The 26,654-nt window shown below is 73.4% G+C and carries 21 protein-coding genes and 7 pseudogenes; 11 read left to right on the top strand and 17 right to left on the bottom strand.

Going from position 1 to position 26,654, the window contains the following annotated elements; genetic code table 11:
- Positions 1 to 16 precede the first annotated feature (16 nt).
- Positions 17 to 1,093, bottom strand: coding sequence for an NPCBM/NEW2 domain-containing protein (locus DRB89_RS41120; RefSeq protein WP_239516650.1), 1,077 nt, complete (start codon positions 1,091 to 1,093; stop codon positions 17 to 19).
- 118 nt (positions 1,094 to 1,211) lie between these two features.
- On the bottom strand, positions 1,212 to 1,928 hold the full coding sequence (locus DRB89_RS41115; protein ID WP_112452947.1) for a TetR/AcrR family transcriptional regulator: 717 nt from the start codon (positions 1,926 to 1,928) through the stop codon (positions 1,212 to 1,214).
- Between the two features lie 116 nt (positions 1,929 to 2,044).
- Between DRB89_RS41115 and DRB89_RS41110 the strand changes: the two genes are divergently transcribed.
- Entirely contained in the window at positions 2,045 to 2,686 is a 642-nt protein-coding gene (locus DRB89_RS41110; RefSeq protein ID WP_112452948.1) for an NAD(P)H-dependent oxidoreductase, read from the top strand.
- A gap of 15 nt (positions 2,687 to 2,701) precedes the next feature.
- The gene (locus DRB89_RS41105) at positions 2,702 to 4,225 is read left to right on the top strand and encodes a DHA2 family efflux MFS transporter permease subunit (RefSeq protein WP_112463746.1); all 1,524 of its coding nucleotides are present in this window, start codon (positions 2,702 to 2,704) and stop codon (positions 4,223 to 4,225) included.
- On the opposite strand, the gene DRB89_RS41100 is transcribed toward DRB89_RS41105, so the two are convergent.
- On the bottom strand, positions 4,193 to 5,662 hold the full coding sequence (locus tag DRB89_RS41100; protein WP_239516648.1) for an ATP-grasp domain-containing protein: 1,470 nt from the start codon (positions 5,660 to 5,662) through the stop codon (positions 4,193 to 4,195). The genes DRB89_RS41105 and DRB89_RS41100 overlap by 33 nt on opposite strands.
- A gap of 150 nt (positions 5,663 to 5,812) precedes the next feature.
- Here DRB89_RS41100 and DRB89_RS46490 point away from each other — a divergent pair, with 150 nt between their 5' ends.
- From DRB89_RS46490 to DRB89_RS41085, 3 genes are read left to right on the top strand one after another with little or no spacing between them, the layout of a single operon-like run.
- The gene (locus tag DRB89_RS46490; protein ID WP_112463745.1) at positions 5,813 to 7,162 is read left to right on the top strand and encodes a glycosyl hydrolase; all 1,350 of its coding nucleotides are present in this window, start codon (positions 5,813 to 5,815) and stop codon (positions 7,160 to 7,162) included.
- Positions 7,072 to 8,148, top strand: coding sequence for an AMP-binding protein (locus DRB89_RS45645; protein ID WP_343234839.1), 1,077 nt, complete (start codon positions 7,072 to 7,074; stop codon positions 8,146 to 8,148). The genes DRB89_RS46490 and DRB89_RS45645 overlap by 91 nt, the downstream gene beginning before the upstream one ends.
- Before the next feature lie 55 nt (positions 8,149 to 8,203).
- Entirely contained in the window at positions 8,204 to 9,100 is an 897-nt protein-coding gene (locus DRB89_RS41085; protein WP_204357955.1) for a DMT family transporter, read from the top strand.
- Here the strand turns inward: DRB89_RS41085 and DRB89_RS41080 are convergent.
- Both DRB89_RS41080 and DRB89_RS41075 read right to left on the bottom strand, forming a co-directional pair.
- Positions 9,093 to 9,542, bottom strand: a complete 450-nt coding sequence (locus DRB89_RS41080) for a GNAT family N-acetyltransferase (RefSeq protein WP_112452942.1) — start codon at positions 9,540 to 9,542, stop codon at positions 9,093 to 9,095. The genes DRB89_RS41085 and DRB89_RS41080 overlap by 8 nt on opposite strands.
- Before the next feature lie 86 nt (positions 9,543 to 9,628).
- Positions 9,629 to 10,159 (bottom strand): annotated as a pseudogene (locus tag DRB89_RS41075) (endonuclease/exonuclease/phosphatase family protein); the annotation flags it as partial.
- Positions 10,160 to 10,245: 86 nt separating this feature from the next.
- Here DRB89_RS41075 and DRB89_RS44010 point away from each other — a divergent pair.
- Entirely contained in the window at positions 10,246 to 10,560 is a 315-nt protein-coding gene (locus tag DRB89_RS44010) for a hypothetical protein (RefSeq protein WP_204358183.1), read from the top strand.
- Here DRB89_RS44010 and DRB89_RS41065 read toward each other — a convergent pair.
- Complete coding sequence (locus DRB89_RS41065) at positions 10,527 to 12,278, bottom strand: VanW family protein (protein ID WP_112452953.1); 1,752 nt, start codon at positions 12,276 to 12,278, stop codon at positions 10,527 to 10,529. The genes DRB89_RS44010 and DRB89_RS41065 overlap by 34 nt on opposite strands.
- Positions 12,279 to 12,498: 220 nt before the next feature.
- Between DRB89_RS41065 and DRB89_RS41060 the strand changes: the two are divergent.
- Positions 12,499 to 12,915, top strand: a pseudogene (locus DRB89_RS41060) (NUDIX domain-containing protein); the annotation flags it as partial.
- A 438-nt stretch (positions 12,916 to 13,353) separates the two neighbouring features.
- On the opposite strand, the pseudogene pstA reads toward DRB89_RS41060, so the two are convergent.
- The 5 genes and pseudogenes from pstA to DRB89_RS41035 all read right to left on the bottom strand — a co-directional run.
- A pseudogene (gene pstA, locus DRB89_RS45640) lies at positions 13,354 to 14,199 on the bottom strand (phosphate ABC transporter permease PstA); the annotation flags it as partial.
- A 302-nt stretch (positions 14,200 to 14,501) separates the two neighbouring features.
- Positions 14,502 to 15,524, bottom strand: coding sequence for a phosphate ABC transporter permease subunit PstC (gene pstC, locus DRB89_RS41050; RefSeq protein ID WP_112452213.1), 1,023 nt, complete (start codon positions 15,522 to 15,524; stop codon positions 14,502 to 14,504).
- Positions 15,521 to 15,943, bottom strand: coding sequence for a hypothetical protein (locus DRB89_RS43500; protein ID WP_162688945.1), 423 nt, complete (start codon positions 15,941 to 15,943; stop codon positions 15,521 to 15,523). Before DRB89_RS43500 ends, pstC begins: the two co-directional genes overlap by 4 nt.
- 553 nt (positions 15,944 to 16,496) lie before the next feature.
- Positions 16,497 to 16,931 (bottom strand): annotated as a pseudogene (locus tag DRB89_RS41040) (DeoR/GlpR family DNA-binding transcription regulator); the annotation flags it as partial.
- 145 nt (positions 16,932 to 17,076) lie between these two features.
- Positions 17,077 to 17,631, bottom strand: coding sequence for a YceI family protein (locus DRB89_RS41035; RefSeq protein ID WP_112452904.1), 555 nt, complete (start codon positions 17,629 to 17,631; stop codon positions 17,077 to 17,079).
- Between the two features lie 815 nt (positions 17,632 to 18,446).
- Between DRB89_RS41035 and DRB89_RS41025 the strand changes: the two are divergent.
- Positions 18,447 to 19,190, top strand: a pseudogene (locus DRB89_RS41025) (zinc-binding dehydrogenase); the annotation flags it as partial.
- A gap of 272 nt (positions 19,191 to 19,462) precedes the next feature.
- On the opposite strand, the gene DRB89_RS41020 reads toward DRB89_RS41025, so the two are convergent.
- The 4 genes from DRB89_RS41020 to DRB89_RS41005 all read right to left on the bottom strand — a co-directional run bounded on the left by DRB89_RS41020 (position 19,463) and on the right by DRB89_RS41005 (position 22,246).
- The gene (locus DRB89_RS41020) at positions 19,463 to 20,371 is read right to left on the bottom strand and encodes a TatD family hydrolase (RefSeq protein WP_112452939.1); all 909 of its coding nucleotides are present in this window, start codon (positions 20,369 to 20,371) and stop codon (positions 19,463 to 19,465) included.
- A 10-nt stretch (positions 20,372 to 20,381) separates the two neighbouring features.
- Entirely contained in the window at positions 20,382 to 20,756 is a 375-nt protein-coding gene (locus DRB89_RS41015; RefSeq protein WP_112454421.1) for a hypothetical protein, read from the bottom strand.
- A gap of 268 nt (positions 20,757 to 21,024) precedes the next feature.
- A complete protein-coding gene (gene rsmI / locus DRB89_RS41010; RefSeq protein WP_112452940.1) occupies positions 21,025 to 21,963 on the bottom strand; it encodes a 16S rRNA (cytidine(1402)-2'-O)-methyltransferase in 939 nt (312 codons plus the stop codon).
- Between the two features lie 76 nt (positions 21,964 to 22,039).
- Complete coding sequence (locus DRB89_RS41005) at positions 22,040 to 22,246, bottom strand: hypothetical protein (protein ID WP_112463743.1); 207 nt, start codon at positions 22,244 to 22,246, stop codon at positions 22,040 to 22,042.
- A 53-nt stretch (positions 22,247 to 22,299) separates the two neighbouring features.
- Here DRB89_RS41005 and DRB89_RS43495 point away from each other — a divergent pair, with 53 nt between their 5' ends.
- A complete protein-coding gene (locus tag DRB89_RS43495) occupies positions 22,300 to 22,449 on the top strand; it encodes a hypothetical protein (protein ID WP_162688415.1) in 150 nt (49 codons plus the stop codon).
- A gap of 76 nt (positions 22,450 to 22,525) precedes the next feature.
- On the opposite strand, the gene DRB89_RS41000 is transcribed toward DRB89_RS43495, so the two are convergent.
- Complete coding sequence (locus tag DRB89_RS41000; RefSeq protein ID WP_112451584.1) at positions 22,526 to 23,122, bottom strand: histidine phosphatase family protein; 597 nt, start codon at positions 23,120 to 23,122, stop codon at positions 22,526 to 22,528.
- 249 nt (positions 23,123 to 23,371) lie between these two features.
- On the opposite strand from DRB89_RS41000, the gene DRB89_RS40995 reads away from it, so the two are divergent.
- The gene (locus DRB89_RS40995; RefSeq protein ID WP_112451585.1) at positions 23,372 to 24,256 is read left to right on the top strand and encodes a phosphatase PAP2 family protein; all 885 of its coding nucleotides are present in this window, start codon (positions 23,372 to 23,374) and stop codon (positions 24,254 to 24,256) included.
- A pseudogene (locus tag DRB89_RS45630) lies at positions 24,168 to 25,259 on the top strand (hypothetical protein); the annotation flags it as partial. The gene DRB89_RS40995 and the pseudogene DRB89_RS45630, both read left to right, overlap by 89 nt.
- Before the next feature lie 102 nt (positions 25,260 to 25,361).
- Here the strand turns inward: DRB89_RS45630 and DRB89_RS45620 are convergent.
- Positions 25,362 to 26,651 (bottom strand): annotated as a pseudogene (locus DRB89_RS45620) (beta-galactosidase); the annotation flags it as partial.
- Positions 26,652 to 26,654: the final 3 nt, after the last annotated feature.

The following is a 26,654-nucleotide window of genomic DNA, read 5'->3' as shown; positions in this document are numbered from 1 at the left end:
CCTCCGCCACCGGCTGTCAGAGCACCGTCACCCGAGCCTGCGCCCACGAGGTGTGATCGAAGGCCGAGTTCGCATTGGCATCCGCCACGACGAGGTGGAGCAGCTTGACCCCCCGTACGTCCACGTCGAGCGCGGTCGGCCCCGAGGCGCCGGTCAGCACCCCGGTGGTCGCCAGCACGCGCCCGTCGCCGCGGACGGTCGCGCGGGTGGCTCCGGCCGCGGACTGCTTCTTCGAGAAGTCGTCGATGCCGACCAGGGCCGTGAAGCGGTTCCCGCGTCCGCCCAGGTGGTAGACGATCTCCGACGGGGCGTGCACGCCGAGCCCCTTCGCGTACGTGACCCCGCCGAAGGCGATCGGGGTGCCGTCGCCCGCCGGCTGCTTGCCGTTGGAGCGGTCGAGCTCGACCGGGCCCCAGCCGTTGGCGGCCGAGACCCACGTCAGGTCGCTGAGGTAGCTGTCCTTGGCGGGCGGGGCCGGCAGCGGGGCGTGGCGGGTGGGCGCCGTGAAGTGCAGGCCGGACGAGGTGGCGGCCTGTGGGACGAGCAGCGCGGGCGCGGTCCCGGGCGCGGTCACCCGCCAGGTCGTGGTCAGGGCCGCGCCCGGGGCCAGGGAGGGCGCGGTGGTCGCGCCCACCGGGGCGGCGGTCCAGCCCGCGGGGACGGGGAGGGTGACGCGCACGTCCGGCCAGGGGCGGCTGGTGCCGTTCGAGACGGTCGTGGTGAGGGTGGCGGCCGAAGCGTCGGCGACCGCCGTGAGGCCCCACGGGCGGCGGGTGTACGTATCGGCCCAGGAGGAGCGGAGCAGGGCCGTCAGGGAGGTGACCACGGAGGGGTTCGCCGCCGCCACGTCGTACTTCTCGGCGAGGTCCGTGGTCAGGTTGTAGAGCTCGAACCGCCACTGCGCGTCCGGTACGGTCCGGTCGCGCGCCGGGGCGAACCGTACGGCCTTCCACTGGTCCTTGCGGACGGCCTCCGCCACCTGCTTCGCCCGGCCGCCGTCCTGGGTGTTGGCCCGGCTGGTGACGCCCTGCTCGTCGCGGTACCAGTACAGGTGGCCGTGGACCGGGGCGAGGGCGGGTGCGCCGTTCAGCACCGGGGCCGCCGAGAGCCCGTCGATGTCCGAGGGGGCCGGGGCGCCGCCCGCCAGTTCGGCGAGGGTGGGCAGGAGGTCGTACAGGGCCGGGGGCGGGGCTCTCCGACGGCCTGCCGGGTCAGGCCGCGCGGTAGGCCCGCAGGAACGCGGCGACCCCTCCCGTGACCAGGCGGTCCACCTGCTCCTGGGGCAGCGGGAGGACTCCGTAGTGGGTGAGTTGCACGAGCGAGTGGGAGACCAGCGCCATGAAGTGGGCGCCCGCCATGGCCGGGTCTCCGTGCACGTCGAGCAGGCCGGCGGCGGCCAGGCCCGCCATCGCGTCGCCGAGCGCGCGCCCGACCGGGCCCGGGCCGGCGTTCGTCCACGCCTCCAGCAGCTCGGGCGGTACGTGGTCGGCTTCGGCGTGGATGTGGCGGACGAGCGCGAAGTGGTCCGGGTAGTCGGACATGAGGCCGACGAAGGCGTGGGCCAGGGCGCCCAGATCGCGTTCCAGGTCGTCGGGGTGGGGCGGGCGCTCCGGGTCGAGGAGGGCGTCGATGCGGGCGATCTGCGCGTCGCGGACGCGGGTCGAGGTCCAGGTGACGACGGTGCGGAAGAGCTCCGCCTTGCCGCCCGGGAAGTGGTTGTAGAGCGTGCGGGTCGACACGCCGGCCGCGGCGGCCAGGGTGTCGACGGAGGCGCGCGCGTAGCCCTCGCGGCCGAAGACGCCACAGGAGGCGCTCGCCATGGCGATCTGCTTCTCCAGCTTCCTGCTGCTGCCGCCGCCGCTGGCACTGGCGCTGCTGGCGCTGGCGCTGGCACTGGTGCTGCTGGCACTGCTGGCGCTGCCGGTCATCTCGACTCCTCGCCCACATAAGTACAACGGTCGTTGCAATTCTTACAACGCACGTTGTACTTTACCGGAGGAGCGGCCGCACCGAGCGACCGCCCCGCCAACGAGGGGACACCGCCATGCCTGCCACCGCCTCCACTCCCACCTCCCCCACCTCCCCCGTCTCCGATGAGGACGCACCGCTGCGCGTCACGGTGATCGTCGCCAGCGTCCGCGAGGGCCGCCAGGGCCCCGCCGTCACCGAGTGGTTCCTCGGCGCCGCCCGGGCACACGGCGGCCTGGAGCTCGACGTCATCGACCTCGCCGACGTCGATCTGCCGCTGGCCATGCCCGCCTGGGGCAGCTCCCCGAGCCCCCGGGCGGCGGCCGCCCTGGCGGAGGTGACCCCGCGGCTGGCCGCCGCCGACGCCTTCGTCATCGTCACCCCCGAGTACAACCACAGCTTCCCGGCCGCCCTGAAGAACCTCATCGACTGGCACCACGGGCAGTGGCACGCGAAGCCCGCCGGCTTCGTCTCCTACGGCGGCCTCGGCGGCGGCCTGCGCGCCGTCGAGCAGCTGCGGCTGGTCTTCGCCGAGCTGCACGCCATGACCGTCCGCGACTCCGTGAGCCTGCACGGGCCGTGGTCGGGGCTCGGCGAGGACGGGGTGCCGCGCGACACCGCCGTGTCCGAGGGCGCCGTCAAGGGAATGCTCGGCCAGCTGACCTGGTGGGGCCGGGCGCTGCGCGCCGCCCGCACGAGCCGTCCGTACCAGGGCTGAGGGGGGCGGAAGGAGATGAGCACACGGCACAAGACCCGCCCGATACCGGAATCCACGGAACCCACGCCCGCCTCCCCTCTCACGACACGCCAACTCCGCCGCACCGCGGGCGTCGTGATCGTCGGCTCGGTCATGTCCGTACTCGACATGACGATCGTCAACGTCGCCCTGCACCGCCTCTCCGACGCCTTCCACTCACCGCTGGCGACGATCCAGTGGACGGCCGGCGCGTACACGCTCGCGCTCGCCGCCGTCATCCCGGTCGCGCCCTGGGCCATCGGGCGGATCGGCGCCAAGCGCACCTACCTGACCGCCCTCGCCCTGTTCACGCTCGGGTCACTGCTCGCCGCGTGCGCCTGGGACGCCGGCAGCCTCATCGCCTTCCGGGCGGTACAGGGCCTCGGCGGCGGGCTGCTCATGCCCGTCGGGATGGCCATGGTGATGCGCGGCGCGGACCCGGCCCGGCTCGGGCGGGTGATGGCGCTGCTCGGGCTCCCGATCATCGTCGGGCCCGTGATCGGCCCGGTCCTGGGCGGCTGGCTGATCGACGTGGCGTCCTGGCAGTGGATCTTCCTGGTCAACCTGCCCGTCGGGGCGGTGGCGCTGGCGCTCGCCGCGAAGCTGCTGCGCCCCGACGCCCCGCGCGGCGGGTCTTCGGCCCAGGACCCGGCCGAGGCCGAGGCCGCGGCCCGGGCCCCCGGGCTGGACGTGCCCGGCCTGCTGATGCTCTCGCCGGGCCTCGCCCTCCTCCTCTTCGGCCTCGCCCGAGGCGCCGAGCAGGGCACCCTCACCGCCCCCGGCGCGTTCCTGCCCGCCCTCATCGGCGCCACGCTCGTGGCCGCCTTCGGCCGCCGCGCGCTGACGGCCCGCGAGCCGCTGCTCGACCTGAGGCTGCTGCGCGACCCCACCTTCGGCGTCGGGGTCGCCACCCTCGCCCTGTTCACCTGCGGCTACTTCGGCTCGATGCTGCTCGGCCCGATGTACTGGCAGCAGGCGCGCGGCACGACCGCGACGGCGGCGGGGATGCTGGGTGCGCCGGTCGGCCTCGTCGTCGGCCTGACCATGCAGATCGCCTCGCGGCGCATCGACAAGGTCTCGCCGCGCCGGCTGATCCGGGCCGGGATCGCGACGGGCGCGCTGGGCATGGCCCTGACCGCGCTCCAGACGGGTACCGCCGACGTGGCGGCCTGGCGGGTCGTCGCCGCCTCGATGGTCATGGGCGTCGGCGCCGGCATGGTCCTGATGCCGACGATGGCCACCGCGAGCCGCGACCTCCCGAAGGACCGCATGACCGCGGCGAGCACGATCCTGAGCATCAACGCGCAGATCTGGGCCTCGGTGGGAACCGCGCTCACCTCCGTGACCCTGAGCTCGGTGGGCACGACCCCGGCCGGCTTCCGGACCACGTACGCGATCGCCGCCGTCCTGCTGGCCCTCGCCCTCCTGCCGGCGACCCGCCTCCCCACCCGCCACCCCGCAGCGGGACACGGCACCCGCGTGCAGCGATCACCGGGACTGCCCCCGCCCCCGCCCGAGTGACGCGGCCACCATCGCCAGGAATGGCGTCGGGTCCTCGGCGGCGAACACGGCCGCCGCCACCCGCCCGCGCTCCACCCGCGGCGCCGTCCGCACGGGCCCCGCCTGCCCGGCCCGCTCGGCGGCCGGTCCCGTCCCCGCCTTGCGGCCCCCGGGCACCACCGGCCGCTGCGCACCGGCCGGCCCGCGTCCCGCCGGCAGCACCGGCCGGCGGGCGCCCTTCCGCGGCGCCGGGGGCGCCGGGGTCGCGGCCTGCGCGGGCTGCACGGCCTGCCCGGTCTGCGCGGGCTGCCCGGTCTGCGCGGGCTGCCCGGTCTGCGCGGGCTGCCCTGTCGGCCCGGCCCGCCCGGCCCGCGCGGCCCGCCGCGGCCGCCATCCGCCGCGCACCGCCGCCAGCAGCGCGTAGTTCTCCGCCACGAAGACCCGGCCCGGACCGCCGGACGGCTCCGGGACCCGTTGCCCCGTCAGGTCCAGGTACATCGCCCGGACCACGTCCAGGCCGCCCGCGTCCGTGAAGAGCCGGAACTGCGCCCCCGGCCGGGGGTTGAAGTCCACCAGCCGGAAGACGCCCCGCTCGTCCCGGCGGAAGTCGAGGTCCAGGATCCCCTGGTAGCCGAGCCGTTCGGCGAGGCGCAGCCCGGCCTCCTCCACCGCCGGATCCGGCAGCCACCGCCCGACCGCCGTCAGTCCCGTCCGTACCGGCCAGGACAGCTCCTTGCGCCCCGACCCGGTGATCAGCGGGCGCCCGCCCCGGGCGAAGGCGCCGTGGAAGAACCAGTCGGTGTCCGGCCCGGCCGGCAGGAACCGCTGGAGCAGCAGCCGGCTCCCCGCCTCCTCCGAACGCTCGTACAGCCGCCGCGCCTCGGCGGCCGTGTGGATCAGGGTGGTGCTGCGCAGGCCCGTGCCCGAGGGCAGCAGCCACGGCCGGCTCCATTTGGCGATCACCGGCAGGCCCAGCCGCCACGCGGCCTCCGCCGCCTCGGCCCCGCCCGCCGGGATCACGGTCTCCGGGTGCGGGACGTCCCACCGGGCGCACAGCCGCGACAGCTCGGCCTTGTCCGCCACCCGGGCGGGCAGGTTGTCGGGCTGATGCGGGATCCGGAAGCGGTCCGTCAGCATCGGCGCCACCCGGGACACCGCGATCGCGCTCAGATCGTCCATCGCGATGAGCACCGCCGGGCGCCCGATCCGCTCGGAGACTCCGGTCAGGCACTCCAGCAGCGCTTCGGGCGCCTCGGGGTCGAGTCCGCCGGACGGCCCGGGGTGGACGGCCCGCAAATAGCGCGAACGCCCCATGGGACCTCCCCCGGCATCGACGACGGCATGGACCTCCACGCCCTCCCGCCCAAGGGATCTGACGGCGCCGAGGGTTCCGTGGTGGAACGGATTCCGATCGAGTCTGAGCAGAACTGCGGGCACTTGGCTGGGATGCGCGTACATGGAAACGGTGTCTTTCACCTAGTCGGACCAAGCAAGGAGGGTGCGCACCTGCGAATGGCCTATGTGGAGATCCCCGGACAGGCCATTCGTCAGATCTGATGTCTAACGTCTTTGGTAAGCACACCGATTCAGGAAAGCTCGGGAGACGCCATGCCCAGACCACGCCGCCGACTGGCGAGCACCTGCATCGGTACGGTCACGGCCGGACTGCTCGCCACCGGGGCCGCCCTCGCGGCCCCCGAGGAACAGGGCGCGGGCTCCGACATCGCCATGGGCGCCTATCTCGACTACGGGCCGCCGGGGGTGGCCCGGATCCCGTTCCTGTCGCACTGGCTGGGCGGCAAGGAGATCCGGGTCGGGCACACCTATCTGCCCGGTGACCAGTGGGCCGGCATCGAAGGCAACGTCAGCTTCCTGGAGGACTGGGCCGAATGGCGCCAGGCCCGGGACGACCGGATGTTCGTCCTCAACGTGCCCATGCAGGAGCGCAACGAGGCCCGCGTCCCCGACTACCAGGTGGCCCAGCTCATCCGGGCGGGCGCGGACGGCCAGTACGACCGGCACTTCAAGAGGCTCGCCGAGCGGCTGGTCGCGCTGGGCGTCCCGGACACGGTGATCGTGCTCGGCTGGGAGATGAACGGCACCACCTACACCCACCGCTGCGGGCCGGACCCGGAGAACTGGAAGGCGTACTGGAAGCGCGTCGTCAACACGATGCGCGCCGTGCCCGGCCAGAAGTTCAAGTTCGATTTCACCCCGAACCGCGGCACGGACGCGATCGGCTGGACCAAGTGCTACCCGGGTGACGACGTGGTCGACATCGTCGGGATGGACTCGTACGACCAGGGCCCCGGCCGGACGTTCGACGACCAGATCTCCCAGCCGTACGGGCTCCAGCAGCACGTCGACTTCGCGAAGGCACACGGCAAGGAGATCTCGTACCCGGAGTGGGGGCTGTTCCGCAACGGGGACAACCCGGAGTACATGCGGCGCATGCTGAAGTGGATCGAGCAGCAGAAGCCGCTCTACCACACCATCACCGACTACTGCCCGCACGGCGTGTGGCAGTGCAAGCAGAACCCGGAGTCGTCCAAGGCCTTCCGCGACGCGCTGACGCCGCAGAAGCCCGGCCCGGTGATCCCGACGCCGGTGATCCCGACGCCCGTGGTCCCGACGCCGGTGGTGCCGACCCCGCAGATCCCCACGCCGCAGATCCCGACGCCGGTGGTCACGCCGCCGCCGCTCGTCACGCCGAGCCCGCTGGTGCCGAGCCCGGAGGTCCCCGGCCCGGTGGCCCCCAGCCTGAGGGCCCTGCGCGAGGAGGTGGAGAGCGAGAGGGCGGGAGAGATAGCCAAGCCCCTTCGCGGGATCGGGCCGACCGCCGTCCGCGTACAGGACTTCGCGATGCAGTGCACCCAGCAGGCCCTCACGCTGTCGACCAGCCAGTACGCCGCCATGAAGGACGGCCACGAGAACCTCGCCGAACTCGTCGAACGCTGATCCTCTACACCTCCGGGACCACCGGGCCGCCCAAGGGCGTCGTCCTCACCGCCGAGGCCGTCGCCGCCGACCTCGACGCCCTCGCCGAGGCCTGGCAGTGGAGCGCCGAGGACACCCTCGTACACGGGCTGCCGCTGTTCCACGTGCACGGGCTCGTCCTCGGGGTGCTCGGCGCCCTGCGCACCGGCAGCCGCCTGGTGCACACCGGCCGGCCCACTCCCGAGGCGTACGCGGGGGCCGGAGGGAGCCTGTACTTCGGGGTGCCGACCGTGTGGTCCCGTATCGCGGGCGCACCGAAGGCCGCCGCCGCGCTGGGCGGGGCGCGGCTGCTCGTGTCCGGCAGCGCCGCCCTGCCCGCGCCCGTCGTCCGGGACCTGGAGCGGCTGACCGGGCTGCGGCCCGTGGAGCGGTACGGGATGACCGAGACGCTGATCACCGTCAGCGGGCGCGCGGGGGCTGACGTGCGGCCCGGTACGGTCGGCACCCCGTTGCCCGGCATCCGTACGCGCATCGTGGCGGAGGCGGGCGCGGAGATCGGCGAACTCCAGCTCACCGGGCCGACGCTGTTCTCCGGGTACCTGGGCCGGCCCGAGGCGACGGCCGCCGCGTACACGCAGGACGGGTGGTTCCGCACCGGAGACATCGCGGCCGTCGACGCCGACGGCGTCCACCGGATCGTGGGCCGGGCCTCCATCGACATGATCAAGTCGGGGGGCTACCGGATCGGCGCGGGCGAGATCGAGAACGCGCTGCTGGACCACCCGCGCGTGAGCGAGGCGGCCGTGGTCGGGCTGCCGGACGTGGATCTGGGGCAGCGGATCGTGGCCTTCGTGGTGGCCGAGGGGGTCACGGGGGCCGAGCTCACCGACTTCGTCGCCGCGAACCTGTCGGTGCACAAGCGGCCGCGCGAGGTGCGGTTCGTGGCGGAGATCCCGCGCAACGCGATGGGCAAGCCGCAGAAGAAGCTGTTGCTGACGGACGGTTGACCGCTGCGGAATTTACTCACGGCGGCATTCCGTCCGTGAGAGGTAGCTTGCGCGCATGGACATCACGGCTGAGGAGAACAGAACCGATCGGCGTGCCTTGGTCGCGGCCGGGGTGACCGTCTTGTTGTGGGCCTCCGCGTTCGTCTCCATCCGGTCCGCGGCCGCCCACTTCGGGCCTGGGGCGCTCGCGTTCGGGCGGTTGCTCACGGCTTCGGTCGCGCTCGGGCTGGTCCTGCTCGTCAAGCGGGTCCCGCCGCCGCCGAAGCAGGCGTGGCCCGGGATCCTGGGGTCCGGGGTGCTGTGGTTCGGGCTGTACATGGTGACGCTCAACTGGGGCGAGCAGCTCGTGGACGCCGGCACCGCGGCCATGGTCGTCAACATCGGCCCGATCGTGATCGCCCTGCTCAGCGGCTGGCTGCTGAAGGAGGGGTTCCCGTCGATGCTGCTGGCGGGGATGGCCGTGTCCTTCGCCGGGGCCGTGGTCGTCGGGCTGTCCACCTCCCACGGCGGATCCGCCTCGCTGGGCGGGGTCCTGCTCTGCCTGGTCGCCGCGCTGACGTACGGAGCCGGGGTGGTCTTGCAGAAGCCGGCGCTGCAGTACGCGAGTCCGCTCCAGGTGACCACGTACGGCTGCTTCATCGGGACGGCCGTCACGCTGCCGTTCGCCTGGCAGCTCGTCGACCAGCTTCCGCGGGCGCCGATGTCCGCCGTGCTCAACATGCTCTACCTGGGGCTCTTCCCGACCGCGCTGGCCTTCACGACCTGGTCGTTCGCCCTGTCGCGGACCACCGCCGGGAAGATGGGAGCGACGACCTACGCGGTGCCGGCCGTGGTCGTGCTCATCGCGTGGATCGCCCTCGACGAGATCCCGGCCGGGCTGACCCTGCTCGGCGGTGCGATCTGCCTGGCCGGTGTCGCCGTCTCCCGCATGCGGCGCCGCGGGGTCAGGTGAGGCGCAGGTCGACGTAGGGCACCGTGTCGCCGGGCAGGACGTAGCGGTCGAACTCGACGAAGCCGAGGGATCGGGCGAAGCGCAGCCCCTCCGGGTTGGACGCGAGCACGACCGTCTCGATGACCTGGGCCCCGAGCTCCCGGGCGTGCGCGAGCCCGTACGCGTACAGCTCGCCGCCCAGTCCCCGGCCGCGGTGCTCGGGCAGGACCCGGGCGATCACGGTGGCGGTCGCGGTGGTGGCGGGCGGGGAGTCCGCCGCCGGTGGCCGGACCGTCGTGCAGCCGACGAGGGTGTCGCCGAGGTAGGCCACGTGCAGGGAGTTCCGGCCGGAGCGCTCCCGTACGTCGGCGAGCGACAGTTCGTGGGTCGGGATGATCAGGTTGTGGACGTACCGCCAGTCGGCCGCCACCACTCCGGCGGAGTCGCCGTGCACGCGCTCCATACGAAGATCAGTCACGCGGCCCAGGAAACCCCGCGCCGGCGGGCTCCGTCAACCGGCTTGTCCGGTGAACCTTCCCGGTCACAGCACTAGCTAGCGCTGTGGCCGAACCGTATGACAGCGGAGACGGGCAGATGATCGCTGTGCGTGGCGGGGAGCGTACGGATGCGGGTGACGGTCCCGGCGCGGGCCAGGATCTGGTCGATCCGGGCCAGGGGGAAGGTCGCGGGCCAGCTGAACGCGAACCCGCCGGAGGAGGGGGCGTTCATCCGCGCCGCGAGGATCGGGGCGAGACCGCGGTCGTCGGTGGTGCTGTTGAGGTCACCGAGCAGGACGACGCGGTCCGCGGGCTCCGCGGCGAGCACGGCGCCGAGGAGGCGCGCGCTCTCGTCGCGGCGGGCGGAGCCGAAGCCGGTCACGCCCAGGCGGAGGGAGGGGAGATGGACGACGTAGACGGCGACGGGGCCGTGCGGGGTGGCGGCGGTCGCGCGCAGGGCACGGTTCCAGTCCGCGCCGAGGCCGGCCGGGCGGATGTCGACCGGGCGGACGTCCGTGAGCGGGTACTTCGACCAGAGGCCGACCGTGCCGTGGGTGGCGTGGTGGGGGTAGTCGGGGGCGAGCCATGAGGTCGGGGAAGACTCTGTGAAAGCGCAACTACCCATACTTACAAGGTGATATACGACCCGGACAGCGGTATCACATCGACATGAGCCTGGTCGTTTTCGAGTCGATGAAGCAGACCCACTGCGCGGAGTGCAGGCAGGGACCGCTACGGCACCTCGTCCGCGCGGCCGGAGTGCCCCGCTGCCTGGACCGCGCCGACCCCGGACACCTCGTCTACCGGCCGCGCGGCGACACGTCCCTACCGCCCCGCCCCCACGAACCCCGTTGCCCCCGCATGCACTTCACCCGCAAGGGTGGCCGCGGGCACACCGCGCGGGCACACCGCGCGGCCGTCACGCGCTCAGCGGCGGCGGCAGCGCCCGCTCACCCGCACGTCACGCTGTCCCTCGGTGTGTAGCGGGTCTTCATGGTCTCCCGCTTGACCTCTTGCCCGCCCCGCACGAACACGCGGTCCACGGCGACGTCGAAGCCCTCCAGCGGGGACTGCGGTTCGCACTTCGCGCCGTCGTCCGTCCGCGTGGCCGGCGGTTTGACGTTCGTGCGCGGGCCCTTGACCGCGCGCACCTCGTCGAACTTCTTCGTTCCCAGGAAGGTGATGGTGATCGAGGTGTCGGTCGCCTCGGCCTGGATGTAGAGGGCCTTGCCCGAGTCGTTGGCGAAGCGCAGGTCCAGGCTGCCCCAGGCGACGGTGGCCTCGCGGCCCTCCGGGTAGCGCTCGATGTAGAAGGAGTGCGCCCCGTACTCGACCGGTTTGACGCCCGCGAAGAACATTGCGTTGAACACGGTGGTGGCGACCGCCGACACCCCGCCGCCCGAAGCCTTCTCGTACTGGCCGTTGTTGATGATGAGGCCGTCGACGAAGCCGTTCTCCTTCGTGCGCTCGCCGACGCGGCGGTTGAAGCTCCACGTCTCGTCGGGCAGCACGACCGAGCCGTTGATCAGCTCGGCGGCCCGCCCGATGTTCGTGGTCCGGTACGGGGCCTTCTCGAAGTCGACCTTGAAGGAGGACACCTTCTCCTTGATGCCCAGCTGCTCGACCGTGTTCGCGGCCAGCGTCGGCCGGACCTCCTCGGTGGCGACCTCACCCGTACGCGCGGCCGCGCCCGACCCGGTCAGCAGCGGCAGCACCGCCGTGCCGAGGCCCTGCTCGCTCACCCGGCGCCCGGGGCGGCCCTCCTCGGCCACGGACACCCGCCCGGCCGCGTCGGTGCGCAATCGGGCCTCCACCGGTCCGGGCGTCGCCTGGCGCAGCGGACCGGCCAGCTCCGGGTCGGCGAGCAGCGCCTTGCCGTCGAGCACGGGGGCGAGGCGGCCCGCGCCGTCGTCCTTGACGGTGAGGTGCTTGGACAGGACGGCGGGGCCGACGGGTATGCGCTTGCCGTCGACGGTGAGGGTGACCGGGGCGGACATCGCGGGCTCGGCGAACTCCTTGAGCGCCCGCTCCGTCTCCTGCCCGCCGATGCGGGGTTCCGTGCGCCGCACGGGCAGCGTGACGGGCTCGGCCGCCGCGGCCCGGGCCCGGGGGTAGCCGGAGCGCAGCGCTCCGAGGGAGCCGTCGACGTCGAGGGCGGTGCCGGTGACCGGGGCCACCTGCTTGGCCTTGCCCTTCTCGAAGGCGACCGAGCCCTCCCGGACCTCCTGCGCGGCCTTGGCTCCGATCCCGTCGAGGGCGGCGCGGGCGGTCTTCTCGTCGAGCCGGACCACCGGCTCCACATCGGGATCGCCGGAGGAGAACAGCCGGCCGATCACGCGCACGGGGCTCGATCCGGAGCGCGCGGCCCGCTCGGCGGTGGCGCCGGTGTCCAGGGACAGCCCGAGCGTGCCGGGCTGGGCCCGCTCGGCGTGTTCCCCGATCCGCAGCTCCAGCGGGGCCGCGGCGGCCGGGCCCAGCTCCCGGTCCAGGGCCTGGCGGGCCTCGGTGCGGCTCATCCCGCCTATGTCGACACCGCGGACCTTGGTGCCGACGGCGACGTCCTCGCCGGCCAGCAGCAGGCCGGCGGCGTACAGCCCACCGAATCCGAGGACCGCCGCGCCGCCGGCCACGCCCGCGACGCCCGGCACGGTCCACCGCTTGCCGGTGGCCGCCCGGGTGCCCGTACGTGGTGCGCGTCGCATGTCGGGGTCTCTCCTCGTTCCGGTGACGTGGTCGGACCGGCGGTTTTCATGCCGCCAGTCCGCACCCCGGAACGTAGCAAGATCCGTGTAACCAGGTAATAAGGAGGTATAGGGGTGGCAAAGTCGGTGGGCGTGGTCTCCGTAACCCGGGAGGAGTCCCGGCTGTTGCACAGGCGGCGGGTCCCCACGGTGAACGCCCCCCTACGGTGAATGGAGTCCGATGCCGCAGCTGACCGACGAGGCCGTGACCGAGGACGCGGGCGGCGGGCCCGCGGGGCCGGGCACGTGGATGACCCCGGAGGAGTACGGGGCCTCGCGCGCCGCGCTGTGGACCGGGGCGGTCGTCCTGGTCACCGACGCCGACGGGCGCGTCCTCGTGCAGAGCGTGGACTACCGCCGCGACCGGCTGCTGCCGGGCGGCGCGGTGGACGCGGGCGAGTCGCCGGCCGCGGCGGCCGCCCGCGAGATGTACGAGGAGCTCGGCATCGAGGGCCGCTACCCGCGCGGCCTCGCCGTCGACTGGATCCCCGCCGACACCCCCGGGATGCCGCCCGGGATGGGGTTCCCCGGCGAGATCCTGCACGTCTTCGACGGCGGCACCTGGTCCCGCGGGCGGATCGAGTCCATCCGCCTCCCCGCCCAGGAGATCACCGGCATCCACTTCGCCGAGCCGGCCGAGCTGACCGACCTGATGGACCCGGGCGACGCCCGCCGGGCCCTCTCCGCCCTGCGGGCCCGGATCAACGGCGGCGGCGCCGCCCTGCTGGAGGACGGCCGCCCCACCAGCCCCACGGCCCTGGACCGGCTCGGCGCCCTGCGCGGCCGGCGCGTCAGGCAGCACGGCACCTGGCACCGCGGCCCCGTCCCCGCCGAGCTGCCCCCGAGGGACCCCGCCGGCTGTGTTCGTGGTGGGGTCGAAGACCGGCGGGTTGGGGTCCGGGGCCGCGTCAGGGCCCTGGTCCGGGTCCGGGCGCCGGCCGGACATCCGCTCCACGTCCCGGGCCGACGCGAGGACCCGGCGGTGCTGCCGGCCCCGGCTGAGCTGGCCCGGGGCCTTGCCTCCGATGACGCGGGCGACCACGAACAGCAGCAGCACCAGCGCCATCAGCAGGGCGGCGCAGCCGAAGCCCCGGGCGATCATGGACTTCTCGGGGGACACGACCAGGCTGAAGGTGGCGAGCGGCAGCGACAGTTGCGGCCCGTCGGTGGGGTCGAGGTTGATCCCCGTGGCGATGCCGGAGGTGAGCAGGACCGGCGAGGTCTCGCCGATGCCGCGGGCGGTGCCCAGGATGACGGCGGTGGTCAGTCCGGAGCGCGACGTGGGCAGGACCACCGTCCACACGGTGCGCCACTGGCCGGCCCCCAGCGCGTAGGAGGCCTCCTTCAGCGAGCCCGGCACCAGGCGGATCACCACGTCCGAGGCCCTGATGACGATCGGCAGCATCATCACGGACAGGGCGAGGGCGGCGGCGAAGCCCGACTTGTCGAAGTGGAGCAGCAGGATCCAGGTGGCGTAGACGAACAGGCCGGCCACGATGGAGGGCAGCGCGGTCATGGCTTCGACGATGGTGCGGACGAACCGCGCGTAGCGGCCCGGGACTTCGCTGAGGAACACCGCGCACGCCAGCCCCAGCGGCACCGTCACCGCCAGCGCGATGCCGATCTGCTCCAGGGTGCCGATGATGGCGTGCAGCGCCCCGCCCTGGGTCAGCGGTTCGAGCGGACCGGTGGCCGACATGTCCTCGGTGAAGAAGTTGAGGTGGGCGAGCGCGGACCAGCCGCGCATCAGCACGTAGCCGACGACGAACACCAGGGCCACCAGCAGCAGGGCGGCGACGCTGTGCACGAGCACCTGGGCGAGGCGGGCCCGCACGGTGGCGCCCGGTTCGTCGAGGGAGACGAGGACGGCGTAGAGCGCCATGAAGGCCAGGTAGAGGACGACGGTGAAGCCGAGGGGCGCGTTGAAGGGCAGCACCCGCCCGAAGAGCAGGGCGGTGACGGCGAGCGCGGCGAGGGCCGCGCCCACCATGGCGAGGACGTCGCGGACGTGCAGGGTCGCGGTGTCGCGCCGGTGCTCGGGGGGAACGCCTGCGCCGTCGTGGCGGACGGGCGGGCGGACAGTGGCGGCACAGGCTCCGGCGGCCGCGCCCGCTGGCTCCGACACACGGGTCGCGTCCGTCGCGTCCGTCGTGTGCGTCGTGTGCGTCGTGTGCGTCGTGGCGCTCACGCGTCGGCCCCCGCTCCGGAGCGGCTGCGGGCCACGACCGAGGAGGCGATGAAGTTGACCACCAGGGTCATCAGGAAGAGGGTGAGGCCGGCCGCCATCAGGGCGGACATCCCGAGGGGGCTGGCCGAGCCGTAGCGCAGGGCGATCAGGGCGGACACGGAGATGGCGCCGTTCTGGAGGATGTGCGGCTGGATGACGAAGACCGGGGAGATGATCAGGAAGACGGCGATGGTCTCCCCCAGCGCGCGGCCGAGCCCGAGCATGGTGCCGCCGATGATCCCGCCCCTGCCGAAGGGCAGGACGACGGCGCGGATGACGCCCCACTGGGTGGCCCCGAGCGCGAACGCGCCCTCGCGCTCGCCGGACGGCGCCTGGGCGAAGGCCTCGCGCATCACCGAGCAGGCGATCGGCGTGACCATCAGCGCGACGACCATGCCGGCGATGAAGGTGGAGGAGGTGTAGTAGGTGTTCGGGCTGAGCGGGTCGCGCGGGTCGTCCCCGTCGACCGCGAAGAGCGGGAACCAGCCCAGGTAGGTGGTGAGCCAGCGGGACAGGCCGACCACGTGCGGCTGGAAGAAGAACAGCCCCCACAGGCCGTAGACCACGCTGGGCACCGCCGCCATCAGGTCGACGAGGGTGATCAGGGTCTGCTTGAGGCGGCGCGGCGCGTACTCGGTGATGTAGAGGGCCGTGCCCGTCGCGAGCGGCAGCGCGAAGACGATCGCGACGGCTCCGATGAGCAGGGTCCCGGTCAGGATGGCCGCGACACCGAAGTTGTGGGAGTCCGGCTCCCAGGCGGAGGTGGTGAAGAAGCCCCAGCCCGCGTCCTCCAGGGCCGCCGCGGCGTTGCCTGCGAGGAAGACGCCGACCAGGGTCATGACGAGCAGGACGACGGCGCCGGCGGTGCGGGCCGAGCCGCGGAAGATCCGGTCGGCCGGGTCCGCGTTCTTGGCGAGCGCGCGCGGGGTGACGTGGTCGTCCTCCGGGGCGGCGGGCGGGATCACCGTGGTCGCGGTCATCTCAGGCCTCCCCCGCGCAGGGCCAGCCCCGGCGCGTCGTCGGCGCCGGGCAGCCGCAGTCCGCGCAGCCGCCGGGTGTAGGTGACTCCGGAGGCCACCTGCGCCTCGGCGGCGGCGGACAGGAACAGTTGGAGGCTGTGGCGGCATTCGCGCTGGCGGCGGAAGGTCCGGACGGCGACCGCGACGCAGCTCTCGTCGAGGGCGAGCTGCCAGGTCCAGGCGCCGATGCCGGGGCCGGAGCCCGCGGCCGAGCCGGAGCCCGCGGCCGAGCCGGAGCCGGCGGCCTTGGCGGAGCCGGCGGCCGAGCCGGAGCCCGCGGCCGAGCCGGAGCCGGCGGCCGGGGCCGCGGACGGGCTCGTTCCCGTGGACATGGCCACGAGCGTGGTGACCTCCTCGAGCCGGCCCTGGCGCTCGTCCACGGCGGCGCCGCCCCCGGTGGCCCCCGGTGGGGCGGGCGCCGCGGAGCTCACATGCCGCGGGCAGCGCCGCGGGTCGGCCGAGGCGGGGGCCCCGGCCCGGCGCCGGCGACGGCTTCGTCCGGCACGGCCCCGGCGCGCCGCGGGGCGACACCCGCCCGACCCGCGGCCCCGTGCACGCGCGCCGCCACCCGCCACGGTCCGCTGGTCAGCTGCTCCCCGGCGGCCCCCGCCGACCCACTCCGCGGCGCGCGCCCCCCCCCGTCCACCAGAACCTGAACGGCGGCGGTCGTCGGCAGCGTCAAATGTGTATAAGCGACAGGGACGGGGCGGGCGTGCCAGACGTAGCCATTGCGATCCTTGGCCGCCCGGGAGCGCTACGCCACATGCTCTGGTGTGGGCGTCCACGCTCGCCGTTCGCCCGGTGGCGGAGCCCGGGGTGCAGCATGTCGTCGGTGACCACGGGCTGCCGTGGTCGCTCTTGCCGGCCGCGGAGTTCCTGCGGATCGCAGGACGGTCTAGGTGTACCGACCCGTGGTGTCGTTCACCCGGTCGGCACACGGCCGCCCAGGAGCAGCGTGTGGATGTGCGGCCGCCCGGCCTGCGCGCCCGCGGTGGACAGGGAGGCGGTCACCACCGTCATCGGGCGGTCGCAGGGCAGTGCCTCCGCGATCAGCTGGGGAGTGAAGCCCCCGTCGATGAACACGGTCTCCGCCTCACCCAGGAGCCCCGCCGCGGCCGCCGCGATCCGGGTCTTCTGCGGCAGATGGCGCGTGGAGCGCTGGGCCAGCGTCGTCTCGCACCCGGCGCTCTCCACAGGATGGGCCCCGCCATGGGTGCGGCGTATCAGGCCGTGCTCCTCGAGCGCCCGTAAGTCACGCCTTACGGTTTCCAATGAGACGTTCAACTCCACGGAGAGCGAGGGGACTTCGACGGAGCCGCTGCCGCGGGTCATCGCGAGGATCACGCGGCGGCGTTCATCGGTGTCCACGGGGCAGCCTCCTCGTCAGCGGCGGACGGGCGGGTCCCGGTTGCGTCCGGTCGGGATTCTCCCGGGTGTCCACCTGCATGAACAGCCCAGCATCAGACAGGTTCATGATGGGAGGCCCGTCGCTTGCTGTGAACAAGAGACCTGGTCAGGGCTGCCGGATCGCGGAGACCTCGAACTCCAGCACCACTTTGTCGCCCACCAGGACGCCGCCGCCCTCCAGCGCGGCGTTCCAGGTGATGCCGTACTCCTTGCGGCTGATGGGCGCCGAGCCTTCGAACCCGACGCGCAGGTTCCCGTACGGGTCCGTGGCGCTGCCCTGGAACTCGAAGTCAATGCTGAGCGGCCGGGTGGCGTCCTTGATGGTGAGGTCGCCGGTCAGCCGGAAGTTGCTGCCGTCGAGCTGCTGCACGCCGGTGGAGGCGAAGGTGATGTCGGGGTAGTTCGGTGCGTCGAGGAAGTCGTTGGTGCGCAGGTGGCCGTCGCGCTGCTCGTTGCGGGTGTCGATGCTCGCGGCCTTGATGGTGACGGACACGGTGGACTTGGCGGGGTCCTCGCCGTCGAAGTACCCGGTGCCTTCGAACTCGTTGAACGCGCCGCGGACCTTGGTGACCATGGCGTGCCGGGCCACGAACCCGATCTGGGTGTGCGCCGGGTCGATGGTGTAGTTCCCGGTCAGGGAGGTGAGGGGGGTGGTGGTCATGGACCTGCTCCGCGGGGGCTCGGGGACGGGAAGGGGAGGTGCTCGTCCACGCTAGCCAGGCCCGCCGTGGCGGGTGTTCGGCCGCGCCCGTACGTCACCCGATCGGCTAAGCGGACCCGCGGATCCGTGACATTGCCCAGCGGGCCGGGGTCAGCCTCTCGGCCCTGTACTCCTACTACAAGGGCAAGCAGGAGCTGCTCGTCGCCATCCTCGACGAGGGGCTGGACGCCTACTTCGATGCGTGTGGCGCAGCCTTGGCGGAGGTCGGGGATGACCCGGCGGAACGTCTGGAGGCTCTCGTCTCCGCGACCGTGCGGTTCCGTACGAACCACCCCGTCCAGAGCACCATCGTCCTGAACGAGGGGCGCAGCCTGGAGCCCGAGCACATCGAGCGCTCCGCACCGCCACCCCCGCACGAGGCGAAGGCAGTGGACTCGGCCTCACCATCGCCGCGGGGCACGCCCGGCTCAGCTTCACCAACCCGCTCGAGAGGGGCGCCCAGGCCACTCTCACCCTCCCGCTGGACTCGGGTACCACGGGCTGAGCCTCTCACGACCACTCGCGGAGGCATGAGCAGCCCCACGTCCTGGACGAACGGGCCGACCCGGTACGCCGGCGAGCGGAGTCCGCGTGGAGTGCCGGCCTCCTACCACGTACGGGGCCATGGGTCAGGCGCGGGCCCCGTCCAGGACCAGGGCGACCAGACGCGGGGCCAAGGTCTCCTCCACCGGTTCGCCGGTGAGGAGTACCCGTGCGAGCAAGGGGCCGGTGATGGCCTCCACCAGCAGGTGCGGGTCGGTGCCGGGAGCCAGTTCTTGCAGGCGGGCGAGGTCCGCGACGGCGTCCTCCTGACCCGCGGGGTCGACTACGACGGCGGTTGGGCCGAGTACGCACTGGCCGCCGTGGAGACCCTCTTCGTGCTGCCCGACTCGATACCGTTCGAGCAGGGCGCGATCATCCCGGACGCGGTCTCCACCCCCTGGGGAGCCGTCACTACCACCGCGGACGTCCGCCCCGCCCAGGCCATAGGCGTCTGGGGCATCGGTGGGCGCGGAGTCCACGCCGTCCAGCTGCTGCGCGCCGTGGGCGCCTACCCGGTCATCGCCGTCGACCCCGTCCCGGCCGCCCGCCGGCGAGCCCTGGACTTCGGCGCGGACCTGGCGCTGGACCCGGCCGACCCCCGGCTGCGCGAGCGGGTCCTGGCCGCCACTGGGGGCCGGGCCCTGGAGGTCGGGTTCGACTTCGCTGGCGTCGCCGCCGTCCGCGAACAAGCCCTGAGCGTCCTCGCACCCAGGGGACGGCTGGTCCTGGTCGGACTGACCGACAAACCCCTGACCGTCACCAACGGCACGCTGTTCAGCTATCACCAGCACCAGATCCTCGGCCACTACGGCTCCGAGGAGAACGCCGTCCCGCAGCTGATCGGCCTGGCCGAAGGCGGCCGACTGGACTTCTCGCGCTCGATCACCGACGTGCTGCCCCTCGCCGACGCCGCGAAGGCCGTCGCGCGCCTCTACACCAAGGGCGGCGACCCGATCCGGCTGATCCTGCGCCCCTGAGCCCGTATCCCGCCCGCGTGGGCACAGGCGGCTCGGACACCGCCGGTTCGGGTTCGGGGGCCCCGGGCCAGGGGTCCCGTCCACCGGCAGGCCAGGCCATATCGCTCACGACGCTCGCTCCACTGGTCCGTCCGGCTGCTTCGGGCACGGCACCCTAGCCGAGCCGTCGTCACAGGACAAAGCCGGACGGTCACGGAACGTGGCGAACGGGTGAGGCGGCGGGACCGGTAAGCGGAGCGGGGCGGACAGGGCGGGCAGGGCGGAGCGGCCGCTCAGTAGTCGAAGGCGCGGGCCGTGTTGGCGGCCAGCGCCGTCGCCATCGCGTCCTCGTCGAGGCCGCGGACGGCGGCCATCGCCCGGACGGTCAGCGGGATGAGGTAGGGCGCGTTGGGCCGCCCGCGGTAGGGGGCCGGGGTCAGGTACGGGGCGTCGGTCTCCACGAGGACCAGCTCCAGCGGGGCCACCGCCAGCGCGTCGCGCAGCGGCTGGGCGTTCTTGAAGGTCACGGTTCCGGCGAAGGACATGTAGTACCCGGCGGCAGCGCATTCGCGGGCCATCTCCGCGTCGCCGGAGTAGCAGTGGAAGACGGTCCGCTCGGGCGCGCCCTCCTCGCGCAGCACGCGCAGGACGTCCGCGTGCGCCTCGCGGTCGTGGATGACCAGGGCCTTGCCCTGCCGCTTGGCGATCTCGATGTGGGCGCGGAAGGAGCGCTCCTGCGCGGCCATCCCCTCCGGCCCGGTGCGGAAGAAGTCGAGCCCGGTCTCGCCCACCGCCTTCACGTGGGCGAGCGCCGCCAGGGCCTCGATCTCGGCGAGCGCGTCGTCGAGGGCGGCCTCGCCGCCGCCCGTCCGGGCGCCCTGCCGCGACCAACCTCCCCCAGCCCCAGGGGGCTGGGAGGTGCCCCCTGGGTCCCCGTGCACGATGCGGGGGGCTTCGTTGGGGTGCAGGGCCACGGCCGCGTGGACGTTCTCGTACGCGGCGGCGGTCTCGGCCGCCCAGCGGGATCCCTTGACGTCGCAGCCGACCTGGACGACGGTGCTGACGCCGACGGAGGCCGCCTTCGCCAGGCCTTCCTCCACGGTGCCGGACTGCATGTCCAGGTGGGTGTGGGAGTCGGCGACCGCCACCCGGAGCGGTTCGGGCAGCGGGGGCGGCGCGTCGTTCGACGTACTACGGCTCATACGGCCGATCTTATGACCGGCGGAAGAGCGCCATCAGCCGGGCGAGCAGTCCGGGGGGTTCCACGGCGACCGGTCCGGGGGCGTCGTGCAGGGGGGCGGCCTTGCGGGGCTTGGGCGCCCGCGCGGTGTATCCGGCCGGCACCGGTCCGGCGATCCCGGGGGCCGCGCGGTGGTGGTAGAGCTGGTCGAGCATGCCCACGACCGACTTGACCTGGCCCTCGCGCATGATCCGCACCACGTGGCCGCCGCAGTTCATGCAGGTCGGGTTGGACAGGGGTGAGGGGACCCGCTCGCCGTCCGCCGTGTAGATGATGAAGGGGTGGCCCTGGCCGTCGGCGTGGTGCTCTATCTCGTACCCCTGCTCCCAGCCGTATCCGCACTTCATGCAGGCGAAGGAGTACGCCTCGTGCACGGTCGGCACGGTCGGCCCGGCGGGGGCCGGGGTGGCGGGGGCGGCGACGACGGGTCCTGCGGCCGGTGCTGCGACCGGACGGGGTTCAGCGATCTCACTCATGCCAGCTCCTCTTGTTCCACTGGTGCCATTGCCAGTGGACGCCTCTTCGGGCGGGAGCGCATCAGGCCCTGTCTAGTGTTGGACGGACTTTGGGCGAGTCATGCCCAAAGCGCCCGGTGCGCGGTCTGAGCTTTGCCTTTCAGGTTAGCTCTTTACCGACTCGCGGCACCTTTTGTGCCGCATTCTTTGCCGCGACGACCGCGTCGAAGACCTCGCGCTTGGGTACCCCGACCTCCAGCGCGACCGCGGCGATGGCCTCCTTGCGCCGCTCCCCCGCCTCCTCGCGCACCCGTACCCGGTTGACGAGCTCCTCGGCGTCCACGTCTCCGGGGGTCGCCGCCGGGGCTCCCTCGACGACCACGGTGATCTCGCCGCGCACGCCCTCGGCGGCCCAGGCGGCCAGCTCGCCGAGCCCGCCGCGCTTGATCTCCTCGTAGGTCTTGGTCAGCTCGCGGCAGACGGCGGCACGGCGGTCCGCGCCGAAGACCTCGGCCATCGCGGCCAGGGTGTCGTCGAGCCGGTGCGGGGCCTCGAAGTAGACGAGGGTGCGGCGCTCGCCCTCGACCTCGCGGAGCTTGCCGAGGCGCTCGCCGGCCTTGCGCGGCAGGAAGCCCTCGAAGCAGAAGCGGTCGACGGGCAGCCCGGAGAGGGCGAGCGCGGTCAGCACGGCGGAGGGCCCGGGCACGGCCGTGACCTTGATGTCCTTCTCCACGGCGGCGGCGACCAGCCGGTATCCGGGGTCGGAGACCGAGGGCATGCCGGCGTCGGTCACCAGCAGGACGCGCTTGCCGGCCGCCAGGGCCTCGACCAGCTCGGGGGTGCGCGCGGACTCGTTGCCCTCGAAGTACGACAGGACGCGCCCGGTGGTGTGGACGCCGAGCCCCTGGGTCAGCCGGCGCAGCCGCCGGGTGTCCTCGGCGGCGATCACGTCGGCCCGTTCCAGCTCGGACGCGAGGCGCGGCGGGGCGTCCGAGAGGTCGCCGATGGGCGTCCCGGCGAGGACGAGGACGCCTGCCGCATGTGCGTCGGAGGCGGCCGGGGAGGGGGCTTCGGCGGAGCGGGGCTGGTCAGTGGTCACCGCCCCATCCTCTCAGCCGTCCCACCCGGCACGCCCCAACGCTCCCGTCCCCCTGGGTTTGGCACAGCCTCGTTCCCTACGATGTGCCGGTGACCAGTACCGCGACGCCGCCGCCCAGCCCCGCGGGGGCCCCGCCCGCCCCCTCGGCCAGGGCCCCCGCCACCGCCTCGGGGCTGCCCTGGCCGCCGGCGAGCCAGAACGGCAGCCCGAGCGCCGCCATTTTGGCGAGATCCGGGGTGTCGCGCGGCCCGTAGACCGGCTCGCCTTCCTCGTCGAGCTTCATCGGGCCGCGCGGCGGGGCGCTTCAAGACGACATAAGATATTGCTGCCGCTCTCGTGGACACGGAGGTATGTATAAGAGACAGGCTGGCCGAGGTCCAGTCGACCCGCATCCGGTCCATGCTGGCGGCGACGGCCCGCACCCTGGTCCCGCACCAGCGCTCGCCGCGCGTGGGCGCGTTCCTGACGCGCCACGCCTCGGCCTGAGCGCGGCCCGGTCCGGCCAACCCCGGTATGAGGTACGGCAGTTCGCGCCGCGGAGCGGGCTGCCCGACCGCGACGGCTACCCGTCCAGGTGGCCCGTGTCGTTCCAGCGCTCCAGCGCGGGGGCGCCGTACGCCCAGCCCAGGACCGACAGGGAGGTCGGATCGAGGCGGATGCGGGCCCCGAAGGAGGCCTCGAAGCCGAGCCAGCGGGCGGCCAGGGTGCGCAGGACGTGGCCGTGGGCGAAGACGAGGACGTCGCGCTCGGCCGAACGGGCCCAGGTGACGACCTCGTCCGCGCGGGCCGAGACGTCCGCGACGGACTCGCCGCCCGGGACCCCGTCGCGCCAGATCAGCCAGCCGGGCCGGACCGCCTGGATCTCGGCCGGGGTCATGCCCTCGTAGTCGCCGTAGTCCCACTCCATCAGCGCGTCCCACGGCTCCGCCTGGATGCCGAAGCCGGCCAGTTCGCAGCTCTCGCTCGCGCGCACCAGCGGGCTGGTGCGCACCTCGAGGCCGCGCAGGCTCGCCCACGGATCGCGGGCGAGGCGCTCGCCGAGCAGCTTCGCGCCGCGCCTGCCCTCCTCCAGCAGCGGCACGTCGGTGCGGCCGGTGTGCTTGCCGAGCTGGGACCACGCCGTCTGGCCGTGACGGGCCAAGAGGATGCGGGGGGCCATATGAGTTCTCCCGGTCGAGAGGGCGGAGCAACGGAACGAGGGACGGAACAGGGGACGGAACGAGGGGCGGAGCGGAGGACGGAACGAGGGGCGGAGCGGAGGACGGAACGAGGGGCGGAGCGGAGGACGGAACAGGGGACGGCACCGGCGGAACCATTCGCACGGCTTTGCGGGGATTCCGTCATCTGACCATCATCCATCACGTGAACGGCGCGCAACCTCCGTCCCTCCCCACACGTCATACGCCGTATGACTAATAGGCGGCAGCCCCCTCGATGGTGGGCAGAACTGCTGCTCCTGGGACTCGTCTACGGCGCGTACTCCGGCGGCAGGCTCCTCGCTCGGGGCGACGTACGGCTCGCCGTCGACCACGGGCTCGCGATCCTGCGGCTGGAAGAACTGCTGGGGATGGACTTCGAGCGGCCGCTCAACCGGATCTTCACCCACCACGCGGCGCTCGGCATACCCGCCGACTTCGTCTACGCCTCCCTGCACTACCTCGTCACCCCGGCCGTGCTGGTGTGGCTCTACCGGCGGCGCCCCCAGCAGTATCGATTCGCCCGGTCCTGGCTGATGATCTCCACCCTGCTCGGGCTGATCGGCTTCGCCCTGGTGCCCACCTGCCCGCCCCGGCTGCTCGAAGGCTCGTACGGGTTCGTCGACACGATGGCCCGGTACAGCGGCTACGGCTGGTGGGGCGGCGAGGCGAGCGCCCCGCGCGGTCTGGGCTCCTTCACCAACCAGTTCGCCGCCATGCCCAGTCTGCACGTGGGGTGGGCCCTGTGGTGCGGGATCCTGCTGTGGCGGCTCGGGCGCGGGCCGCTGGTGCGGGCGCTGGGCGCCGCGTACCCCGCCGTGACCACCGTCGTGGTCATGGGCACGGCCAACCACTACTTCCTCGACGCCGTCGCCGGGGCCGCGGTCATGGGCATCGGCTTCCTCGCGGCCCGGTCCCTGCCCGGCGGATCCGCCGCGGACACCGACCTGGACTCCGGTTTCCGCCGTAAGTCCACGATTGTCAGTGGCGGATGGGACACTTCCGCGGGTGAGCTCCTACCCGTCCAGCGCCTCGCCGCCACAGACCTCGCAGCCGACGACCCGGCCCCCGAGGACACTGCGGCAGCGGCTCGCTGACCTGCGCGGCCCCGCTGTCCCGCCCCGCCCGCTCGACGCCCGCGCGCTGGCGGCGCCCGCCGCCAACCCGGGCTGTGGCAGACGCGCCCTGCTCGACGGCGCCGGTGTGGACAAGACCGCCCTCGCGGCGGCCCTCGGCTCGCCCGCCGCGTTCGGGCAGTCGCAGTTCGCCATCGTGCGCGGCAACTCCTTCGAGGCCAAGGTCAAGCGCGACGGCGGGGCCGAGCTCCTGCGCCTGGTGTACGAGCACATCGGCGCGGGCCGGGGCGCCGCGCCCGAGCCTCCCCAGCCGCCCGGGCCGGACGCCCTCGTGCCCGACCTCACCGCCGCCGGGCCCCAGGGCCGCGCCGCCCGCACCGCGCTCGCGCTGCGGGACGCCACCGCCGCCGGGGCCTGGACCCTGCTCGACCATCCGATGCTCGCCCTGGAGGTGGCCGGCTCCCCCGCCTACCTGGAGCCGGACGCCGTCGTCGTGCACCCCGACGGCCGCTGGACCGTCGTGGAGATCAAGTCCTTCCCGATGATCGACGGGGCCGCCGACGCCGCCAAGGTGGGCGCCGCCGCCCGCCAGGCCGCCGTCTACGTGCTGGCCCTGGAGACGACCGCCGCGAAGCTGGCCGGCGCCGAGGTCGGGCACACCGTGCTGCTCGTCTGCCCGAAGGACTTCTCGAACCTGCCGACCGCCGCCGCCGTCGACGTCCGCCGCGAGCGCTCCGTGACCCGGCGCCAGCTCGAGCGCCTCACCCGGGTCGAGGAGCTGGCCGCAGCCCTGCCCGAGGGGCTCAGCTTCGATCCGGCGCGCTCCGCCGAGGAACTGACCGAGGCCGTCTCGGCCGTGTCCGCGGCCTACGCCCCCGAGTGCCTGGCCGCCTGCGAGCTGGCCTTCCACTGCCGGGAGCGGGCGCGCGGGGCCGATGAGGTGACCGCCCTGGGCCGTTCGGTACGGGGCGAGCTGGGTGCGCTGACCACCGTCGAGGCGGCCCTCGCGGCGGCCGCCGGCCGCACGTGCCCAGGCGCCACCGCCACCGCCACCACCTCCGGCGCGGATGTCCGAGTGGAACTCCATGTGCTCCGGGCTCAGGTTGTTGAAGACGGCGACGTCGAAGACGCATCCGTCGACCCGGCCGAGCACCAGGGCGTGGCTGGAGACCTCCATGGCGACGTCCTCGACGCCGCGTTCGCGCATGACCGCGAAGAGCGCCTGCAGGTCGGTGGCCGCGGGGGTGGTGCGCTCGGACTTGAAGCGCTCGTCCCCGATGCCCGTCTCGGCGGTGCCGATGAGCCCCGACGTACCTCCGACCCCCCCCCAGCCCCCTTCCACCAGGGAAGCCGCCCAAGCCTTCCCCGACGTGCCGGGTGACCGTAACCGGCGAAGCGGCTCGGGCAGCGGCCCGTCGGGCAGGGGCACGTACTTGCCGATGACCTCGCGGAACGCGTGGAACTTCGGGGTCAGTTCGCCGGCCTCGCCGATGGGGGCGTCGTAGTCGTAGCTGGTGACGGTGGGCTGGTAGCCGGGGTCGCCGGGGCGGGAGCCGGAGTGGTTGGCCCCGGCCCAGAAGCCGAAGTTGGTGCCGCCGTGGGCCATGTACAAGTTGACGGAGGCGCCGGAGGCGAGGAGTTCGTCGAGCGACTGCGCCGCCTCCTCGGCGACGCGGATGTGGTGCTCCTCGCCCCAGTGGTCGAACCAGCCGATCCAGAACTCCATCGCGGTGAGCGGGCCGGTCCGCTGGTAGCGGCGCAGGACGGCGAGGCGTTCGTCGGGCTTGGCCCCGAAGGTGGCGGTGGCGAGACGGCCCGGGACCGTACCGCCCTGCAGCATGGCGTCCTCGGGGCCGTCCGCGGTGAACAGCAGGCAGTCGACGCCGCGTTCGAGGAGGCCGCGCTCCACGTGGGCGCGGTAGGCGGTGTCATTTCCGTACGAGCCGTACTCGTTCTCGATCTGGACGGCGACGACGGGGCCGCCGCGGCTCGCGAGGTGGGGCAGCAGTTCGGGGACGACCAGGTCGAACCAGCCGTCCACCTCCGCCTCGAAGCGGGGATCGGAGCAGCGCAGCCGCAGGCCGTCGACGGCGAGGAGGCGGGCGGGCAGGCCGCCGAAGTCCCATTCGGCGCAGATGTAGGGGCCGGGGCGGACGATGACGTCGAGGTCGAGGTCCTGGGCGATGCGCAGGAACCGGCCGAGGTCGCGCCAGCCGGTGAAATCGGCCTTGCCCGGGGCGGTCTCGTGGAAGTTCCAGGGGACGTAGGTGTCCACGGTGTTTGCGCCCATGGCCCGCAGCCGGGTGAGGCGGTCCTCCCACAGGTCGGGATGGACCCGGAAGTAGTGCAGGGCCCCCGAAACGATCCGGTGGGGGCGGTCTGCGCGCCGGAAGCCGTCCTGGTCGTGCGTGAGCATGCG

It is taken from the genome of Streptomyces sp. ICC4 (assembly GCF_003287915.1).
In the GTDB taxonomy this organism is placed as follows: Bacteria; Actinomycetota; Actinomycetes; order Streptomycetales; family Streptomycetaceae; genus Streptomyces; species Streptomyces tritrimontium.
Note: the sequence above shows the minus strand (reverse complement) of the source record. Positions and strands in the feature narration are given on the sequence as shown.

What these genes read in the sequence shown, in the direction of transcription:
- DRB89_RS41115 (WP_112452947.1), bottom strand. Translation starts at nt 1,928, where the DNA reads ATGACCGGCAGCGCCAGCAGTGCCAGCAGCACCAGTGCCAGCGCCAGC.
- DRB89_RS41110 (WP_112452948.1), top strand. Translation starts at nt 2,045, where the DNA reads ATGCCTGCCACCGCCTCCACTCCCACCTCCCCCACCTCCCCCGTCTCC.
- DRB89_RS41105 (WP_112463746.1), top strand. Translation starts at nt 2,702, where the DNA reads ATGAGCACACGGCACAAGACCCGCCCGATACCGGAATCCACGGAACCC.
- DRB89_RS41100 (WP_239516648.1), bottom strand. Translation starts at nt 5,662, where the DNA reads ATGTACGCGCATCCCAGCCAAGTGCCCGCAGTTCTGCTCAGACTCGAT.
- DRB89_RS46490 (WP_112463745.1), top strand. Translation starts at nt 5,813, where the DNA reads ATGCCCAGACCACGCCGCCGACTGGCGAGCACCTGCATCGGTACGGTC.
- DRB89_RS41085 (WP_204357955.1), top strand. Translation starts at nt 8,204, where the DNA reads ATGGACATCACGGCTGAGGAGAACAGAACCGATCGGCGTGCCTTGGTC.
- DRB89_RS41080 (WP_112452942.1), bottom strand. Translation starts at nt 9,542, where the DNA reads ATGGAGCGCGTGCACGGCGACTCCGCCGGAGTGGTGGCGGCCGACTGG.
- DRB89_RS44010 (WP_204358183.1), top strand. Translation starts at nt 10,246, where the DNA reads ATGAGCCTGGTCGTTTTCGAGTCGATGAAGCAGACCCACTGCGCGGAG.
- DRB89_RS41065 (WP_112452953.1), bottom strand. Translation starts at nt 12,278, where the DNA reads ATGCGACGCGCACCACGTACGGGCACCCGGGCGGCCACCGGCAAGCGG.
- pstC (WP_112452213.1), bottom strand. Translation starts at nt 15,524, where the DNA reads ATGACCGCGACCACGGTGATCCCGCCCGCCGCCCCGGAGGACGACCAC.
- DRB89_RS41035 (WP_112452904.1), bottom strand. Translation starts at nt 17,631, where the DNA reads ATGACCACCACCCCCCTCACCTCCCTGACCGGGAACTACACCATCGAC.
- DRB89_RS41020 (WP_112452939.1), bottom strand. Translation starts at nt 20,371, where the DNA reads ATGAGCCGTAGTACGTCGAACGACGCGCCGCCCCCGCTGCCCGAACCG.
- DRB89_RS41015 (WP_112454421.1), bottom strand. Translation starts at nt 20,756, where the DNA reads ATGAAGTGCGGATACGGCTGGGAGCAGGGGTACGAGATAGAGCACCAC.
- DRB89_RS41005 (WP_112463743.1), bottom strand. Translation starts at nt 22,246, where the DNA reads ATGAAGCTCGACGAGGAAGGCGAGCCGGTCTACGGGCCGCGCGACACC.
- DRB89_RS41000 (WP_112451584.1), bottom strand. Translation starts at nt 23,122, where the DNA reads ATGGCCCCCCGCATCCTCTTGGCCCGTCACGGCCAGACGGCGTGGTCC.
- DRB89_RS40995 (WP_112451585.1), top strand. Translation starts at nt 23,372, where the DNA reads ATGACTAATAGGCGGCAGCCCCCTCGATGGTGGGCAGAACTGCTGCTC.